Annotated in this window: 15 protein-coding genes, 5 tRNA genes and 1 pseudogene; 17 read left to right on the top strand and 4 right to left on the bottom strand. The window is 68.4% G+C overall.

Annotated features, from left to right (window positions below):
• Window positions 1-9: 9 nt before the first annotated feature.
• Window positions 10-198, top strand: a pseudogene (locus tag ABTZ94_RS02515) (HAD family hydrolase); the annotation flags it as partial.
• A gap of 18 nt (window positions 199-216) precedes the next feature.
• On the opposite strand, the gene ABTZ94_RS02510 reads toward ABTZ94_RS02515, so the two are convergent.
• On the bottom strand, window positions 217-1,146 hold the full coding sequence (locus ABTZ94_RS02510; RefSeq protein ID WP_351196687.1) for a LysR substrate-binding domain-containing protein: 930 nt from the start codon (window positions 1,144-1,146) through the stop codon (window positions 217-219).
• Window positions 1,147-1,231: 85 nt separating this feature from the next.
• On the opposite strand from ABTZ94_RS02510, the gene ABTZ94_RS02505 reads away from it, so the two are divergent.
• The 10 genes from ABTZ94_RS02505 (at window position 1,232) to ABTZ94_RS02460 (ending at window position 6,722) form a co-directional block, all read left to right on the top strand.
• Window positions 1,232-2,347 carry a YeiH family protein gene (locus ABTZ94_RS02505; RefSeq protein ID WP_351196685.1) on the top strand — a complete coding sequence of 372 codons (1,116 nt, stop codon included), beginning with the start codon at window positions 1,232-1,234 and terminating at the stop codon, window positions 2,345-2,347.
• A 555-nt stretch (window positions 2,348-2,902) separates the two neighbouring features.
• A complete protein-coding gene (locus ABTZ94_RS02500) occupies window positions 2,903-3,202 on the top strand; it encodes a hypothetical protein (RefSeq protein WP_351196683.1) in 300 nt (99 codons plus the stop codon).
• Between the two features lie 271 nt (window positions 3,203-3,473).
• The gene (locus ABTZ94_RS02495; RefSeq protein WP_351196681.1) at window positions 3,474-4,832 is read left to right on the top strand and encodes an alpha/beta hydrolase; all 1,359 of its coding nucleotides are present in this window, start codon (window positions 3,474-3,476) and stop codon (window positions 4,830-4,832) included.
• A 119-nt stretch (window positions 4,833-4,951) separates the two neighbouring features.
• Window positions 4,952-5,374 (top strand): hypothetical protein, encoded by a 423-nt coding sequence (locus tag ABTZ94_RS02490; RefSeq protein ID WP_351196679.1) that lies wholly within the window; start codon window positions 4,952-4,954, stop codon window positions 5,372-5,374.
• A 54-nt stretch (window positions 5,375-5,428) separates the two neighbouring features.
• Window positions 5,429-6,148 (top strand): HAD family hydrolase, encoded by a 720-nt coding sequence (locus tag ABTZ94_RS02485; RefSeq protein ID WP_351196677.1) that lies wholly within the window; start codon window positions 5,429-5,431, stop codon window positions 6,146-6,148.
• A gap of 89 nt (window positions 6,149-6,237) precedes the next feature.
• Window positions 6,238-6,309 (top strand) — tRNA-Gln (locus ABTZ94_RS02480).
• 25 nt (window positions 6,310-6,334) lie between these two features.
• Window positions 6,335-6,407, top strand: a tRNA-Glu gene (locus tag ABTZ94_RS02475).
• Window positions 6,408-6,467: 60 nt separating this feature from the next.
• Window positions 6,468-6,540, top strand: a tRNA-Glu gene (locus ABTZ94_RS02470).
• Between the two features lie 12 nt (window positions 6,541-6,552).
• Window positions 6,553-6,624: transfer RNA gene (locus ABTZ94_RS02465), tRNA-Gln, on the top strand.
• A gap of 25 nt (window positions 6,625-6,649) precedes the next feature.
• Window positions 6,650-6,722 (top strand) — tRNA-Glu (locus tag ABTZ94_RS02460).
• 488 nt (window positions 6,723-7,210) lie between these two features.
• On the opposite strand, the gene ndgR is transcribed toward ABTZ94_RS02460, so the two are convergent.
• Entirely contained in the window at window positions 7,211-7,927 is a 717-nt protein-coding gene (ndgR, locus tag ABTZ94_RS02450) for an IclR family transcriptional regulator NdgR (protein WP_014048551.1), read from the bottom strand.
• Window positions 7,928-8,101: 174 nt separating this feature from the next.
• Between ndgR and leuC the strand changes: the two genes are divergently transcribed.
• The 4 genes from leuC (at window position 8,102) to ABTZ94_RS02430 (ending at window position 11,266) form a co-directional block, all read left to right on the top strand.
• Window positions 8,102-9,526 carry a 3-isopropylmalate dehydratase large subunit gene (gene leuC, locus ABTZ94_RS02445; protein WP_351196675.1) on the top strand — a complete coding sequence of 475 codons (1,425 nt, stop codon included), beginning with the start codon at window positions 8,102-8,104 and terminating at the stop codon, window positions 9,524-9,526.
• Window positions 9,527-9,531: 5 nt separating this feature from the next.
• The gene (gene leuD, locus ABTZ94_RS02440) at window positions 9,532-10,125 is read left to right on the top strand and encodes a 3-isopropylmalate dehydratase small subunit (RefSeq protein ID WP_351196673.1); all 594 of its coding nucleotides are present in this window, start codon (window positions 9,532-9,534) and stop codon (window positions 10,123-10,125) included.
• Window positions 10,126-10,229: 104 nt separating this feature from the next.
• Entirely contained in the window at window positions 10,230-10,457 is a 228-nt protein-coding gene (locus tag ABTZ94_RS02435) for an SCO5555 family protein (RefSeq protein ID WP_351196671.1), read from the top strand.
• A 143-nt stretch (window positions 10,458-10,600) separates the two neighbouring features.
• The gene (locus ABTZ94_RS02430) at window positions 10,601-11,266 is read left to right on the top strand and encodes an HU family DNA-binding protein (protein ID WP_351196669.1); all 666 of its coding nucleotides are present in this window, start codon (window positions 10,601-10,603) and stop codon (window positions 11,264-11,266) included.
• A gap of 93 nt (window positions 11,267-11,359) precedes the next feature.
• Here the strand turns inward: ABTZ94_RS02430 and ABTZ94_RS02425 are convergent, their stop codons facing one another.
• Together ABTZ94_RS02425 and cofC are read right to left on the bottom strand one after the other, a co-directional pair.
• Window positions 11,360-11,563 carry a hypothetical protein gene (locus ABTZ94_RS02425; RefSeq protein WP_351196667.1) on the bottom strand — a complete coding sequence of 68 codons (204 nt, stop codon included), beginning with the start codon at window positions 11,561-11,563 and terminating at the stop codon, window positions 11,360-11,362.
• Between the two features lie 10 nt (window positions 11,564-11,573).
• The gene (cofC, locus tag ABTZ94_RS02420) at window positions 11,574-12,257 is read right to left on the bottom strand and encodes a 2-phospho-L-lactate guanylyltransferase (RefSeq protein ID WP_351196665.1); all 684 of its coding nucleotides are present in this window, start codon (window positions 12,255-12,257) and stop codon (window positions 11,574-11,576) included.
• 149 nt (window positions 12,258-12,406) lie between these two features.
• Between cofC and ABTZ94_RS02415 the strand changes: the two genes are divergently transcribed.
• Both ABTZ94_RS02415 and ABTZ94_RS02410 read left to right on the top strand, forming a co-directional pair.
• Complete coding sequence (locus tag ABTZ94_RS02415; RefSeq protein WP_351196663.1) at window positions 12,407-13,159, top strand: lysophospholipid acyltransferase family protein; 753 nt, start codon at window positions 12,407-12,409, stop codon at window positions 13,157-13,159.
• Window positions 13,156-14,166: an NAD(P)H-dependent glycerol-3-phosphate dehydrogenase gene (locus ABTZ94_RS02410; protein ID WP_351196661.1), complete on the top strand. Its 1,011-nt coding sequence runs from the start codon at window positions 13,156-13,158 to the stop codon at window positions 14,164-14,166. Before ABTZ94_RS02415 ends, ABTZ94_RS02410 begins: the two co-directional genes overlap by 4 nt.
• The last annotated feature ends 114 nt before the right edge of the window (window positions 14,167-14,280 follow it).

The raw sequence follows: 14,280 nt of genomic DNA, 5'->3' as shown, positions 1-14,280 counted from the left end.
GCTGGTGAGATGCCGATCCGCGCCGTGCTCTGGGACATCGACGGCATGATCTTCGACTACTCCGGCGCGGACCGCGTCGGCATGCGTATGCACCTGGAGGCCGAGGGCCTGCCCGAGAGATACGCCTCCCTCAGGCAGGCCCTCGACGCGCGGAAGACCATCCCGGATGCGCGGTGGGCCGGCTTCGCCGTCGGCGACCCTGCCTCTGCCTGCGCACTACCGGTGCTTGGCCACCCGGAGCAGATGGAGGGCCGGCTCCGGTAGTTCGCGGCCCTTGGGCCAGACCGCATGCAGGACGCGGTCCAGCCGGACAGCGGGGCTGACCTCGACCTCTACCAGACGGCCTGATGCCACGTCCTCGCGCACGGCGAGCGCGGAGAGCACCGCGGGGGCCAGACCCCGGGCTGCCGCGCTGCGCAGGGGGGCGGTGGAACCGAGTTCAAGGACCGGAACGGCGATTCCGTCGTACGGACGCAGTGCCCGCTCCAGTGTCTCCCGGGTACCGGAGCCCGCCTCGCGCAGCAGCAGCGGGGTGTCGGCCAGCTCACGTCCGGTCAGGACGCTGCGACGGTGTGTCCAGGGGTGGCCGGGGGCCACCACGACCGCGAGCCGGTCACGCCCCACCGCTGAGCGGTGCAGATCGTCGGGGACCTTCGGGCCCTCGATAAAACCCAGATCGCAGCCCCCGCGGCGTAGTGCCTCGACCACGCCCCAGCTGTTGGTCACCGTCAGCCCGACGTGGGCGTCCGGGGCGCTGTCCCGCAAGGTGACGAGCCAGCCGGGCATCAGCTCTTCCGCGATGGTCAGACTGGCGGCGACACGCAGTCGGCTGTCCTGCCGCGACCGCAGCGCGGCGGCCCCTTCGACCAGCGCTGCGGCCTGTTCGAGCACCGCCCGCGCCCAGTCGGTCACCACCGCTCCGGCCGGGGTCAGCCGGGATCCCGCGGTGGAGCGGTCCAGGAGCTGCAGCCCGAGACGGCGCTCCAGCGTGCGCATCCGCGCGCTGGCCGACGGCTGGCTGATGAGCAGCCGCGCCGCCGCCCTGCCCAGGCTGCCGGTCTCCGCCACGGTGACAAGCAGCTGCAGTGACTGCAGGTCGGGCAGCGGGCGCTGCCCGCTGCCCCGGTTCTCGCCGCGCTCGCTCATAGGAAACCCTTCATAGGACAACCCTATGACCTGGGCTCCGATTCACGTCTACCGGGCGGCGTGGATCCCCCACACGCTGGTGATCATGACTCTGGACACGGAACACCCCCAGTCACCACCCCTTGGGCGACAGTCGGCGAGGCCGTCACGCGCAGGCAGCGCATCCGCACCGGGCCCGGTGCGCCGCAACGCTCCCGGCCTCGCGCTGGCCGTCGTCGGGCTCGGGCTGGCCGAGGGGGTGCACGCCCTGCTGCCCGCCGTGCCGATGCTGACCGCTGCCGTCGTGCTCGGAGTCGTGGCGGCGCATCTTCCCGGGGTGCATCCGTTCGTACGCGGCCGGGGCCGCGCAGGGCTCTCGACGGCGGGCAAGCGGCTGATGCGCGCCGGCATCGTGCTGCTCGGGCTGAAACTCAGCATCGGCGATGTCCTGGGGCTCGGCTGGGCGACCGTGACCATGGTGCTCGGCGTGGTCCTCGTGACCTTCTTCGGGACCTGGTGGCTCGGCCGGAAGCTGGGACTGCCCGGCGACCAGCCGCTGCTGATCGCCACCGGCTACTCGATCTGCGGCGCCTCGGCGATCGGCGCGGTCAGCAGTGCGCTCGGCAAGGAGGACGACGACGAGCAGCTTGCGGCCGACGTGGCGACCTCGGTCGCGCTGGTCACCCTGTGCGGGACCCTCGCCATCGCGGTCCTGCCGCTGCTGCACCATCCGCTAGGCCTGGACACTGTTCAGTTCGGCCGCTGGGTGGGCGCCGGCGTCCACGACGTCGGCCAGGTCGTGGCCACCGCCCAGACGGCCGGACCGACCGCGCTCGGCGAGGCCGTGATGGTCAAGCTGATCCGGGTGGCGATGCTCGCACCGCTGGTCGCCGGGGTCGCTGTGGCCTACCGGCGGCGGGCTCACGAAGCGGCCGGCGGCCGGCAGGCGGTGGGTACTCGCCGCCCGGCCCTGATACCACTGTTCGTGATCGGCTTCCTGGCGATGACGGCCCTGCGCAGCACGGGTGTGCTGCCCGCCGGAGTGCTCGATGCCGCCGACACCGCGCAGGAACTTCTGCTGGCCGCGGCACTGTTCGGTCTCGGCAGCGCCGTACATCTGCCGTCGCTCGCCCGTTCCGGAGCCAGGACGGCCATGCTCGGCCTCGCCTCCTGGGTGGTTATCGCGTCGGTGAGTTACGCGGGCGTCCTGCTCACCACCTGAGCGAACCGCACCGGGTCCCGGCGCCGTGGCGCCCGGGACGCGAACACCCCGCAGGGCACTTCGGTGCCGAACCGCGCCTGAAATGTGTTTGTGACCGCCCCCGAAGGGACGGCCACAGGGCATGCGCAGCCATATGCGCGATGTCTTGATTGCTGGTTCCGAAGGTGCCGGCAGTCCGCGCGGAGGATCAAGTTCTTCGTCACGTGGAGTTGACGGGTGTCAACTCTCCGGCGGGGCTGGGGTCGTGGTGCCAGGCCATACCAGGCAACCCGCACTGCCGGGACGTAGCGAAATCAGTCGGGCGGCGCGCTCGGGAGTGCGCAGGGACAACCGGAACCCGCCGTCGACCGCGGTGACCGCTGAACGCCCGAAGGGGGCTACTGGATTCCTCCCGGTAGCCGCCCCTGCGGGCGTACCCGGACCAGGAGGCGGGTTTCAGCCGGGCGGGGTATGCGATCCAGTCGAACTCCAGCGTTCGCTTCCGGGAACTCCCGGCACAGCTAGGCTCAGTTGCCATGGCCCGAGAGGGGTGCGTGACGCAGGGATGAAGAGCAGATGACAGAGGATCTCAGTGTCTCCGTAACCGAGCTGTACGCCTCGGCGGGTGCGGCGGACATGCTCGCGACAGATTTGCAGGGCCCTTTACGGAAGGCGATCGACGACACGGCTGCGGCCGCTGCCTCATTTCGGGCGTGGGATGGCAAGGGCCGTATCGAGGCCGTCAGCACCGGCTGGGGAGATGCCCTGACCACACTGAAGGATCGCCTTGCGGAACACGCGAACGGTCTGCGACTGGTGGCAGACGGCCACAGCATCAATGAGACGCACGTCGGCGACTGCTTCAAGGGCTGGTGAGCGGAGTGCCGGAGCTCTTCGCGCAACTCTTCCGTCAGGACTTCTCGGATCTGGAGGCCGCCACCGGTTCGTGGCAGAAGCTGGCCAAGACCTTGGACGACACCCGGATCGGCAGCGGCAAGCGCGTCTCGGGACCACTGCACAAGGCAAGCTGGTCGGGAGTCACTGCCTCCTACGGTTTCGGCGCGCTCGAAGCCACCGAGAGCAAGCTGAAGACCGCGCAGACGAACGCGCTACTCATTCGAACGTCCTGGACGCGCTCAGCACCCGCATGCAAGCTGCCCAGCGCAAACTGCGCCATGCGGTGGCGGATGCCGAGACTGCCGGTCATGCCGTCACCGAGGACGGCTGGGTCGAACCGAAACAGGTGGTCGATCCGAAGTATCACAACGACCCGGACTACCAGGGCGTACAGCAGCAGGCGAACTCCGGACTAGGAAGCTACCGGGCCCGTATCGACGAGGCGTTGGAAGAAGCGGAACGAGCCGGCAACGACGCGACCGAACTCCTTTACCAGATCGATCCGTTCGACCTCGACAAGCAGTACGGCGGTGCCAACGCCGCCGAGGACGCCGTACAGGTTGCCGCCTTCGCCGGGCTCGATGGGAAGAACATCCCGGACGGGAAGGATCCGCAACGCACCGCCGACTGGTGGGCGGGCCTCACCTCCGACCAGCGCGACTTCTACCTGGCGGCCTTCCCCGACCGGATCGGCGCACTGGACGGTCTTCCGACCATCACACGTGACTCGGCGAACCGAGCAGTCCTGGACATGCGGCTCAACGATTACGCGCTGCGCGAGGGCGATCTGGGCTACCACGACCGTTACAGCTACCGCTCGCTCAGCGCCCTCAAGGAACGTCTGGACGTGGCGGACGCGGCACCCGCGCATAAACAGCTGTACCTGCTCGGATTCGACACCTCGAAGGACGGCCGCGCGATCGTCGCCGTCGGCAACCCGGACACGGCCCGGCACACCGCGGTCCAGGTCCCGGGGACAAGCAATCAGCTGGACAACGTGGACGGCCAGATCAACCGGGCCGCAAAGCTGCAGGGCGCCGCAGGCCGATGGAGTGCGAACGGGGCAGAGGACGTCGCAGTCGTTTCCTGGCTCGATTACGACGCCCCCGAGGCCAACTTTGATTCGGTGAAGAAAGCGGAACTGAACTTGGGAATTGCCACCCAGGGGCGCGCCCAGCACGGGGCGGAGGACCTACGTGACTTCACCCACGGTCTGCGTGCGGCGCACCAGGGGGAGCGAAGCCACCTCACGGTGCTGTCCCACAGCTACGGCTCAACGGTTGCCGGTGCAGCCGATGCCGGCGGGCGGGGGCTGGACGCCGACGACATGGTGGTCGTCGGCAGTCCCGGTATGACGGTCGACCGTGCTGACCAGCTTCACATCGATCCCAAACATGTGTACGTGGGTGCCGCGGACAACGACCCGATCTCTAACTATTTCTCCGACGCCACACTCGGCGCGGACCCCAAGAAATCGGAGTTCGGGGCACGGCACATGTATGTGGACACCAAGGATCACGGCGGCTATTGGAACGACGGCAGTAGGAGCCTGGAGAACCAGGGCCGCATCATCGCCGGTCTCGCACCTCGGGATGGAGGAACCGGCTGATGGCACGCCGCGCAACCGCATACGTAACTGCTGGGCGTCGGAGTGTTGCCGCTCTGGCCCTGGCCCTGCTACTGGGAGGCTGCATGTCCGAAGAAGGCGTCAATGATCCGCTTCCCCGTATGAGCAGGGAGAAGGCCGAGAAGTGGGCCAAGCACTGGACCGATTCCATGGTCAGCACTGCACATGCTCGGCTCGACCCGAAGACGGCCCGCCCCACCGCGGACTTCACGGATTGCACAGGCCAGAACGGTGAGACAGCCGACGACGGCAGATTCACCTTGAGTTACTCGGTCCGCGGAACCCTTCCTCGGTCGGCGCATGCCGGAGCGGTCACTGACATCAAGGACACACTCAAGGGCAACGGCTTCGACATCCAGACGTTCGTTGTCAATGAAGACACGGAGCCGGCGAACGTGGTCGACGCCAAGCACCCCGAGGACCAGCAGTTCGTCTCCGTGGGGTCCGTGAGCAAGGACCTCCTGGTCTTCATCGTCAGCACCCCCTGCCTCCTGCCGCCGGAAGTCGACCAGCAGCAGTTCTGAGCCCTGTCTCCCGACGAGCCGCGACGCCCGCCGCGCGAGCTGTAGCGTGGCTGTATGCCGATCCGCGCCGTTCTCTGGGACATCGACGACACGATCTTCGACTACACGGGTGCCGACCGCGTCGGCATGAACAAGCATCTCGAACAGGAGGGCCTGCCCGACGGATACGACTCCGTCGAGCAGGCCCTCATCGCGTGGCGGGCGATCACCGATGTGCACTGGGCACGGTTCGCCGCCGGGGAGACGGACTTCCAGGGGCAGCGCCGCGACCGGGTCCGGGAATTCCTCTCGCGGGCCCTGGGCGATGCCGAGGCCGACGACTGGTTTGCTCGGCACGCGGCCCATTACGAGGCCGCCTGGTCACTCTTTCCCGATGCGCTGCCCGCCCTGGACCTGCTGGCCGACGGGTTCCGGCACGCGGTGCTGTCGAACTCCAGCATCCACAACCAGGACCGGAAGCTGCGCAAACTCGGGGTGCGGGACCGGTTCGAGGCCGTGGTGTGCGCTGTGGAGCTGGGCGTCTCCAAGCCCGAAGCCGGCGCCTTCCACGCGGCCTGCGACGCGCTGGCGCTGGAGCCGCAGGAGGTCGCGTACGTGGGGGACGAGCCGGACATCGACGCGGGTGGCGCGGTTGCCGCGGGGCTGATGGGGATCTGGCTGGACCGGGGTGGACGGGGCGGGCGGCCCGAGCTCGTCCGTATCAGCGGGCTCGATCAGCTGCCCGGCCTGCTGGTGGGCAATACCCGTTTTGGAGCGCCGGACACCTTCGGGTAATGTTCTTCCTGCGCCGCCCGAGCGGAACGAAAGATCCGAACGAGAAGCGCAAAACCGAACAAAACCCCCTCCTGGGGGTTGAGTTTTGGTGGGCTATGGTGTAATTGGCAACACTACGGTTTCTGGTACCGTCATTCTAGGTTCGAGTCCTGGTAGCCCAGCGCAGAAATGCAACAGAAGTAACAAGCCCCCGTTGTGTAGCGGCCTAGCACGCTGCCCTCTCACGGCAGTAGCGCCGGTTCGAATCCGGTCGGGGGTACAGATCCTTCCCGCGAGATCATCTGGGTCGCACCCACGCTCTCGATGCAGGATCGCTAGGGCCCCCGTTGTGTAGCGGCCTAGCACGCTGCCCTCTCACGGCAGTAGCGCCGGTTCGAATCCGGTCGGGGGTACTTGTAACACCATGGGCTATGGTGTAATTGGCAACACTACGGTTTCTGGTACCGTCATTCTAGGTTCGAGTCCTGGTAGCCCAGCGCAGAAATGCAACAGCAGTAACAAGCCCCCGTTGTGTAGCGGCCTAGCACGCTGCCCTCTCACGGCAGTAGCGCCGGTTCGAATCCGGTCGGGGGTACAACAGAGCGACAGACAAGGGCCCTTCACCTCGGTGAGGGGCCTTTCTGATGCTCCCTCAGAGTCCGTACCGCCGGGCCTCCTCCTGCGCCATCCTGTGCAGCGCCATCAGCAGCGGCTCGCAGAGCACGGCCGACGCGACCGCCGTCTCCACCTGCTCCGAATCCGTGGGTTATGTCTCCGTCATGTCCGGGTCCTGGACGGCGACTTGGCGCATGAGGCGGGCCTGCTCGGCCAGATACTCGACATCGCATCGCAGGGATGGTCGAGCCGGATGAGGGTGGCCACCGACGACACTTGGCCTACGGGCCGGCCGCGGTGACCGGCGTACTGCCGATCGAGGGATGGGGCCGCCGGGCGGCGGACCGTCTCGCGCACCGCTCGTCCGCGACGTGAGGTTCTGGGGTGGAACGTGGCGTTCTGAGGCGTGGCGTTCTGGGAGGGGGCCGCCGCGACGCTGGGGCGGCCGGGAGTCGTTTCGTACGTACGTCAGCCGGTGCGGCGCAGGGCCTCGCTGAGCCGGGCCGCCGAGTCGATGACCGCCTGGGCGTGCATCCGGCCCGGGTGCCGGGTCAGCCGCTCGATCGGTCCGGAGACCGAGACGGCGGCGACCACCCGGTTCGAGGGGCCGCGCACCGGCGCCGAGACCGAGGCGACGCCCGGCTCGCGCTCGCCGATCGACTGGGCCCAGCCCCTGCGCCGTACGCCCGAGAGTGCCGTCGCCGTGAAACGGGCGCCCTGGAGGCCGCGGTGCAGGCGCTCCGGCTCCTCCCAGGCCATCAGGATCTGGGCCGACGAGCCGGCCTTCATGGTGAGTGTGGAGCCGACCGGCACGGTGTCCCGCAGACCGGACAGCCGCTCCGCCGCCGCCACACAGATCCGCATGTCGCCCTGTCGCCGGTAGAGCTGCGCGCTCTCGCCGGTGATGTCACGGAGGTGGGTGAGTACCGGTCCCGCCGTGGCCAGCAGGCGGTCCTCGCCCGCCGCCGCCGCGAGTTCCGCCAGCCGGGGGCCGAGAATGAAACGGCCCTGCATGTCCCTCGCCACCATGCGGTGGTGTTCCAGTGCCACGGCCAGTCGATGAGCCGTGGGTCGGGCGAGCCCGGTCGCCGCGACCAGCCCGGCGAGGGTGGCCGGACCGGACTCCAGAGCGCTCAATACCAGAGCCGCCTTGTCGAGAACGCCGACGCCGCTAGAGTTGTCCATACGACGATACTCCCGTCTCACTCTGTGAAACGCAAGTTCAATTTTCGGCAGAAGTTGCGAACCTGTACGGGCGGCCACACAACGGCCCGTAGCCACCGCCCCGCACGGGGGTCCGGACGGTGGCGCACCGAATCTCTAGTTGGGCCGGCGAAGACGCCGGCCGGAGGGAAAGCGATGGGTAGGACACTCGCGGAGAAGGTTTGGGACGACCATGTCGTCCGGCACGCCGATGGTGAGCCCGACCTCCTCTTCATCGATCTGCACCTGCTGCACGAGGTGACCAGCCCCCAGGCCTTCGACGGCCTCCGCCAGGCCGGCCGCCGGGTGCGGCGCCTCGACCTCACCATCGCCACCGAGGATCACAACACCCCGACCCTCGACATCGACAAGCCCATCGCCGACCCGGTCTCCCGTGCCCAGTTGGAGACGCTGCGCAAGAACTGCGCGGAGTTCGGTGTACGGCTGCACCCGCTGGGCGACGTCGAGCAGGGTGTCGTGCACGTGGTCGGCCCGCAGCTGGGTCTGACCCAGCCCGGCACCACGGTCGTCTGCGGCGACTCCCACACCTCCACGCACGGCGCTTTCGGTGCGCTGGCGTTCGGCATCGGCACCAGCCAGGTCGAGCATGTGCTGGCCACCCAGACGCTGCCGCTGGCCCGTCCGAAGACGATGGCGATCACCATCGACGGCGAACTGCCCGACGGTGTGACGGCCAAGGACTTGATCCTCGCGATCATCGCCCGGATCGGCACCGGCGGTGGCCAGGGCTACATCCTCGAATACCGCGGCTCGGCCGTCGAGAAGCTCTCGATGGAAGCCCGGATGACCATCTGCAACATGTCGATCGAGGCCGGCGCCCGGGCGGGCATGATCGCCCCGGACAAGACCACCTTCGACTACTTGAAGGGCCGCGACCACGCCCCGCAGGGCGAGGACTGGGACGCCGCCGTCGCGTACTGGAAGACGCTGCGCACCGACGACGACGCGGTCTTCGACGCCGAGGTCGTCATCGACGCTGCCGAACTGGCGCCGTTCGTCACCTGGGGCACCAACCCCGGCCAGGGCGCGCCCCTGTCGGCCAACGTCCCCGATCCGGCTTCGTACGAGGACGCCTCGGAGCGCAACGCCGCCGAAAAGGCCCTGGAATACATGGGGTTGACCGCCGGCCAGCCGCTGCGCGACATCAACGTGGACACCGTCTTCGTAGGCTCCTGCACCAACGGCCGGATCGAGGACCTGCGTAACGCGGCCGCGATCCTGGACGGCCGCAAAGTCGCCCACGGCGTACGGATGCTGGTCGTCCCGGGCTCGGTCCGGGTCGCTCTGCAGGCCGTCGAGGAGGGCCTGGACAAGGTCTTCACCGCCGCAGGCGCAGAATGGCGGCACGCGGGCTGCTCGATGTGTCTCGGCATGAACCCCGACCAGCTGGCCCCCGGCGAGCGCTCCGCCTCCACCTCGAACCGCAACTTCGAGGGCCGGCAGGGCAAGGGCGGCCGTACGCACCTGGTCTCCCCGCAGGTCGCCGCCGCCACCGCCGTGCTGGGCCACCTGGCCTCGCCGGCCGACCTGTCCGACGCCCGTACGCCCGCCGGAGTCTGAGAATCATGGAAGCTTTCACCACACACACCGGCCGGGCCGTCCCGCTGCGCCGCAGCAACGTCGACACCGACCAGATCATCCCTGCTCACTGGCTGAAGAAGGTCACCCGCGACGGCTTCGAGGACGGACTCTTCGAGGCCTGGCGCAAGGACGAGAACTTCGTCCTCAACCGCCCGGAGCGCAGCGGCGCCACGGTGCTGGTGGCCGGTCCCGACTTCGGTACCGGATCGTCCCGCGAACACGCCGTGTGGGCGCTGCAGAACTACGGTTTCAAGGCCGTCATCTCGTCCAGGTTCGCCGACATCTTCCGCGGCAACTCGCTGAAGAACGGGCTGTTGACCGTCGTACTCGACCAGAAGGTCGTCGACGCGCTCTGGGAGCTGACCGAGGCCGATCCGACGGCCGAGGTCACCGTCGACCTGGAGGCGCGCCAGGTCCGCGCCGACGGCATCACGGCCGATTTTGATCTTGACGAGAACGCCCGCTGGCGACTGCTGAACGGGCTGGACGACATCAGTCTCACCCTTCAGAACGAAGCGGACATCGCGGCTTATGAGGTGGTAAGGCCGACCTTCAAGCCGCGTACAATTAACGCCTGAGCAGCGCGTTTCCAGGACTGCGCCCCCTGCCATCTGGTAGGGGGCGCAGTCGCTTGTTGAGACCCCGTCGGGCGACAACTCGCCCCAGATGGCACAATCGGTGCATGGAACGCGACAGCCAACTCAAGCTTTACGGCCAAGTCGCCGACCAATTGAAGGAAGCGCACACAAGAGTGCGCGCACTGCAAGTCCCGGAGGGCGTAAGGATGGCGCTGTCCCGGAAGCTGTTGGTCATCACGGCCGCGGCTAAGCACGATCTCCCGGATGCGGCAAGGCGTCTGGACCGGTTGATGAAGGACCTCGATGAGGGCCGATTCCCCGAAGGTGGCTGACTCTGCGGAACTGTGCAGCGGTCGACTTCGTTGCGGCACTAGGGTGATTAGCCCGTTTCGTGTTTGATTTGCGGTATATATCTGCCTAACGTGCGAAAACGCTTGAACACTTTCGTTCTGGCAATGTCTCCGAAGGGGAAGACGTGAACAAGGCGCAGCTCGTAGAAGCGATTGCCGACAAGGTTGGCGGCCGACAGCAGGCCGCAGACGCCGTCGATGCGGTGCTCGACGCGATCGTCCGTGCGGTTGTCGCGGGGGACCGTGTTTCGGTCACCGGCTTCGGCTCGTTCGAGAAGGTCGACCGCCCTGCCCGCTACGCCCGCAACCCGCAGACGGGTGAGCGGGTGCGGGTCAAGAAGACCTCGGTGCCCCGCTTCCGTGCGGGACAGGGCTTCAAGGACCTGGTGAGCGGCTCGAAGAAGCTCCCCAAGCACGATGTGGCCGTGAAGAAGGCGCCCAAGGGCAGCCTCTCGGGCGGTGTTTCCGCCCGTGCGACGACCAAGGCCGCAGCCAAGAAGGCCGCAGCCAAGAAGGCCGTGGCGAAGAAGGTCACCGCCAAGAAGACCGTGACCGCGGCGAAGGCCGCCGCCGCCAAGAAGACCACCGCGAAGAAGGCCACCGCGGCGGCCAAGAAGACCACGGCGGTGGCGAAGAAGACGACCGCAGCGGCGGCGAAGAAGACGGCCGCCAAGAAGGCCGTCGCCAGCAAGACCGCGCCCGCCAAGAAGGCCACGGCGAAGAAGGCGCCCGCGAAGAAGGCCACGGCGCGCAAGACCACGGCGAAGAAGGCCACTGCACGGAAGAAGTGAGGCCGAGCAGCGCAGGGCCACCCACGCGCCGGGCCGGGCTCCCCTCGGGGAGCCCGGCCCGCGGGCTGTTGTGGACAGTGTGCGCGGAGCCGTTCAGAACGTCTGCAGCGTCACCAGCGTGATCCGCAGGTCCGCGCCCTCGCCGGTGCCCTCGATCCGCACCCGCTGCCCCGGACGCAGCAGCCGCAGACCGCCGGCATCGAAGGCCGGGGCGTCGAATTCCACCGGGGTGCCGTCGTCGAGCAGCACACTGCCGGTGCGGGTCTCGGGGTCGTACGTGTACGAGGTCGCCTGCATGAACGGCAGCCTATCGGTCCGCCGCGGGGGCTCCCGCGGCCCAGTGGCCCGCCGTGTGCGGGCCGACACCCAGGGCCAGCGCCGCCCGCAGATCGTCGCCGGTGTCCACGTCCTGGCGGACCGAATCGATGCCGGTCAGGCTGATTTCCGCCGCTCCGGAGTCCAGGTGCCGGGCCCGGGAAGAACCACCGAAAGCGGGTCGCAATTCCACTCCCGGCGCGGCCGAAAGGAATGTTGTACCAATTCCTGCCGCATCGGTGACAAATGCACGGGGAAATGCGGCGGCAAAATCGAGTACCCGGGCCAATTCGCCGGGGCGCAGCGCGGGAAGATCCGCATTGAGAGCCGCGAGAGCCGCCCCGGGCCGCCGGGCCCGCACGGTCCGCTCACCGTGCGCCAGGGCAGCGTTGAGGCCGCGGTCCGGTTCGTCGGGAACGATGCGCGCCCCGAGGGCCGCGAGAGCCGCCCCGGCCTCCGTGTCGTCCGTGACGACCACCACATCCCTTACCGCCCGGCAGGACAGGGTGGCGGCCACGGTGTCCCGGGCGAAGGCGAGGGCGAGCCGCGGGCGCAGCGCGGCGCCGGTTGCGGGCGTGAGCCTGCTCTTGGCCCGTACCAAGGGCTTCAACGGGACGACCAGGGTCCAAGGACCGGCCGGGTCGGTGTTCGTGGCGATCTCCCCCTCGATGCGCATTGCCGCTTATTCTCGCCTGCCGGTGCGAGAACCCGGAGGGTCGGCCCCGAAAGCGGGGCGTACGGTGTTCTCGACAGAGCAGGGGCCTGGGGCGAGACTTGACCGTCGGTAGCCAGGCAGAGTTCAGGTCCTTAGAGGAAGGTGTCCGAGTGTCCCGCCGCAGAATCGGCTTCTGGTACCGCCTGGCGGCGGTCATCGCAAAACCGCCGCTGGTGGCTCTGTTCAAGCGTGACTGGCGGGGAATGGAACACATTCCGGCCGACGGCGGATTCATTACTGCGGTCAATCACAACTCGTATCTGGACCCGCTTTCCTACGGTCACTTCCAGTACAACACCGGACGGGTGCCGCGGCTTCTCGCGAAGGCGGGCCTCTTCAAGACCCCCTTTGTCGGAATGATGCTGCGCGGCACCGGGCAGATCCCCGTGTACCGCGAGACGACCAATGCGCTGGACGCCTTCAGGGCCGCAGTCAACGCCATCGAGCGCGGTGAATGCGTCGCCTTCTACCCGGAGGGCACCCTCACCCGCGACCCCGACATGTGGCCGATGGCCGGCAAGACCGGCGCGGCCCGCGTCGCGTTGATGACGAAGGCCCCGGTCATCCCGGTCGCCCAGTGGGGCGCCAACCTGGCCATGCCGCCGTACGCCAGGGAGAACAAGCTCCGGCTCTTCCCCCGCAAGACCCTCCAGGTGCAGGCCGGACCGCCCGTCGACCTCTCCCGGTTCTACGACCAGGAGCCGACGCCGGACGTCCTGCGCGAGGCGACCGAGGCCATCATGGCCGCGGTGACCGCGCAGCTGGAGATCGTACGGGGCGAGAAGGCACCCGCGGAGTCGTACGACCACCGCAAGGCCCGTGCAGAACAGCGACGCAAAGCCGAAGGAAAGGGACCCAAGTGACGCACCCCGCAAAGGCAGCCGTCTTCGGAACCGGCTCATGGGGTACGGCCTTCGGCATGGTTCTCGCCGACGCCGGCTGCGAGGTCACCCTCTGGGGCCGCCGCGCCGAAGTCGCCGAGGCCGTCAACACGACCCGTACCAACCCGGACTATCTGCCGGGGATTGAACTCCCCGCGTCGATCCGGGCCACCACCGACGCCGCAGAGGCGCTGCACGGCGCCGACTTCGCCGTGCTCGTGGTGCCCTCGCAGACACTGCGCGCCAATCTCGCCGCCTGGGCCCCGCACCTGGGCTCCGACACCGTCCTCGTCTCGCTGATGAAGGGCGTCGAACTCGGCACCGCGAAGCGGATGAGCGAGGTCATCGAGGACGTCACCAAGGTCTCCGCGGACCGCGTCGCCGTCATCACCGGCCCCAACCTGGCCAAGGAGATCGCCGAGCGGCGCCCCGCCGCGGCCGTTGTCGCCTGCCAGGACGAGTCCGTGGCCCAGCGCCTCCAGAGCGCCTGCCACACCTCGTACTTCCGCCCGTACACCAACACCGATGTGGTCGGCTGCGAACTCGGCGGCGCGGTCAAGAACGTCATCGGTCTCGCCGTTGGCATCGCCGACGGCATGGGGCTCGGTGACAACGCCAAGGGCTCGCTCATCACCCGCGGCCTCGCCGAGACGACCCGCCTCGGCCTCGCCATGGGCGCCGACCCGCTGACCTTCTCCGGACTTGCGGGCCTCGGCGACCTGGTGGCGACCTGCTCGTCGCCGCTCTCGCGCAACCACACCTTCGGCACCAACCTTGGGCGCGGAATGACGCTCCAGGAAACGATCGCGGTCACCAAGCAGACCGCCGAGGGTGTCAAGTCCTGTGAATCGGTGCTCGATCTGGCGCGCAGGCACGGCGTCGACATGCCCATCACCGAGACGGTCGTCGGCATCGTCCACGAGGGCAAGCCGCCCATGGTCGCGCTGGGCGAGCTGATGTCGCGCAGCGCGAAGCCCGAGCGACGCTGAGGGTTCGCCGGGGGAGGGACGAGGGGCGCGCAGGCCGGCGAACGCTCGCCGCCGCTGCTCCAGCGGCCCCGGCCACGCTGACGCGAGTGGTACCAGCAGGTACGCTCAACGCGA

This window comes from Streptomyces sp. NPDC002785 (assembly GCF_040295565.1).
Classification (GTDB): domain Bacteria; phylum Actinomycetota; class Actinomycetes; order Streptomycetales; family Streptomycetaceae; genus Streptomyces.
Note: the sequence above shows the minus strand (reverse complement) of the source record. Positions and strands in the feature narration are given on the sequence as shown.

Coding starts and splice junctions, on each gene's coding strand:
- ABTZ94_RS02510 (WP_351196687.1), bottom strand. CDS start 1,146: ATGAGCGAGCGCGGCGAGAACCGGGGCAGCGGGCAGCGCCCGCTGCCC.
- ABTZ94_RS02505 (WP_351196685.1), top strand. CDS start 1,232: ATGACTCTGGACACGGAACACCCCCAGTCACCACCCCTTGGGCGACAG.
- ABTZ94_RS02500 (WP_351196683.1), top strand. CDS start 2,903: ATGACAGAGGATCTCAGTGTCTCCGTAACCGAGCTGTACGCCTCGGCG.
- ABTZ94_RS02495 (WP_351196681.1), top strand. CDS start 3,474: ATGCAAGCTGCCCAGCGCAAACTGCGCCATGCGGTGGCGGATGCCGAG.
- ABTZ94_RS02490 (WP_351196679.1), top strand. CDS start 4,952: ATGAGCAGGGAGAAGGCCGAGAAGTGGGCCAAGCACTGGACCGATTCC.
- ABTZ94_RS02485 (WP_351196677.1), top strand. CDS start 5,429: ATGCCGATCCGCGCCGTTCTCTGGGACATCGACGACACGATCTTCGAC.
- ndgR (WP_014048551.1), bottom strand. CDS start 7,927: ATGGACAACTCTAGCGGCGTCGGCGTTCTCGACAAGGCGGCTCTGGTA.
- leuC (WP_351196675.1), top strand. CDS start 8,102: ATGGGTAGGACACTCGCGGAGAAGGTTTGGGACGACCATGTCGTCCGG.
- leuD (WP_351196673.1), top strand. CDS start 9,532: ATGGAAGCTTTCACCACACACACCGGCCGGGCCGTCCCGCTGCGCCGC.
- ABTZ94_RS02435 (WP_351196671.1), top strand. CDS start 10,230: ATGGAACGCGACAGCCAACTCAAGCTTTACGGCCAAGTCGCCGACCAA.
- ABTZ94_RS02425 (WP_351196667.1), bottom strand. CDS start 11,563: ATGCAGGCGACCTCGTACACGTACGACCCCGAGACCCGCACCGGCAGT.
- cofC (WP_351196665.1), bottom strand. CDS start 12,257: ATGCGCATCGAGGGGGAGATCGCCACGAACACCGACCCGGCCGGTCCT.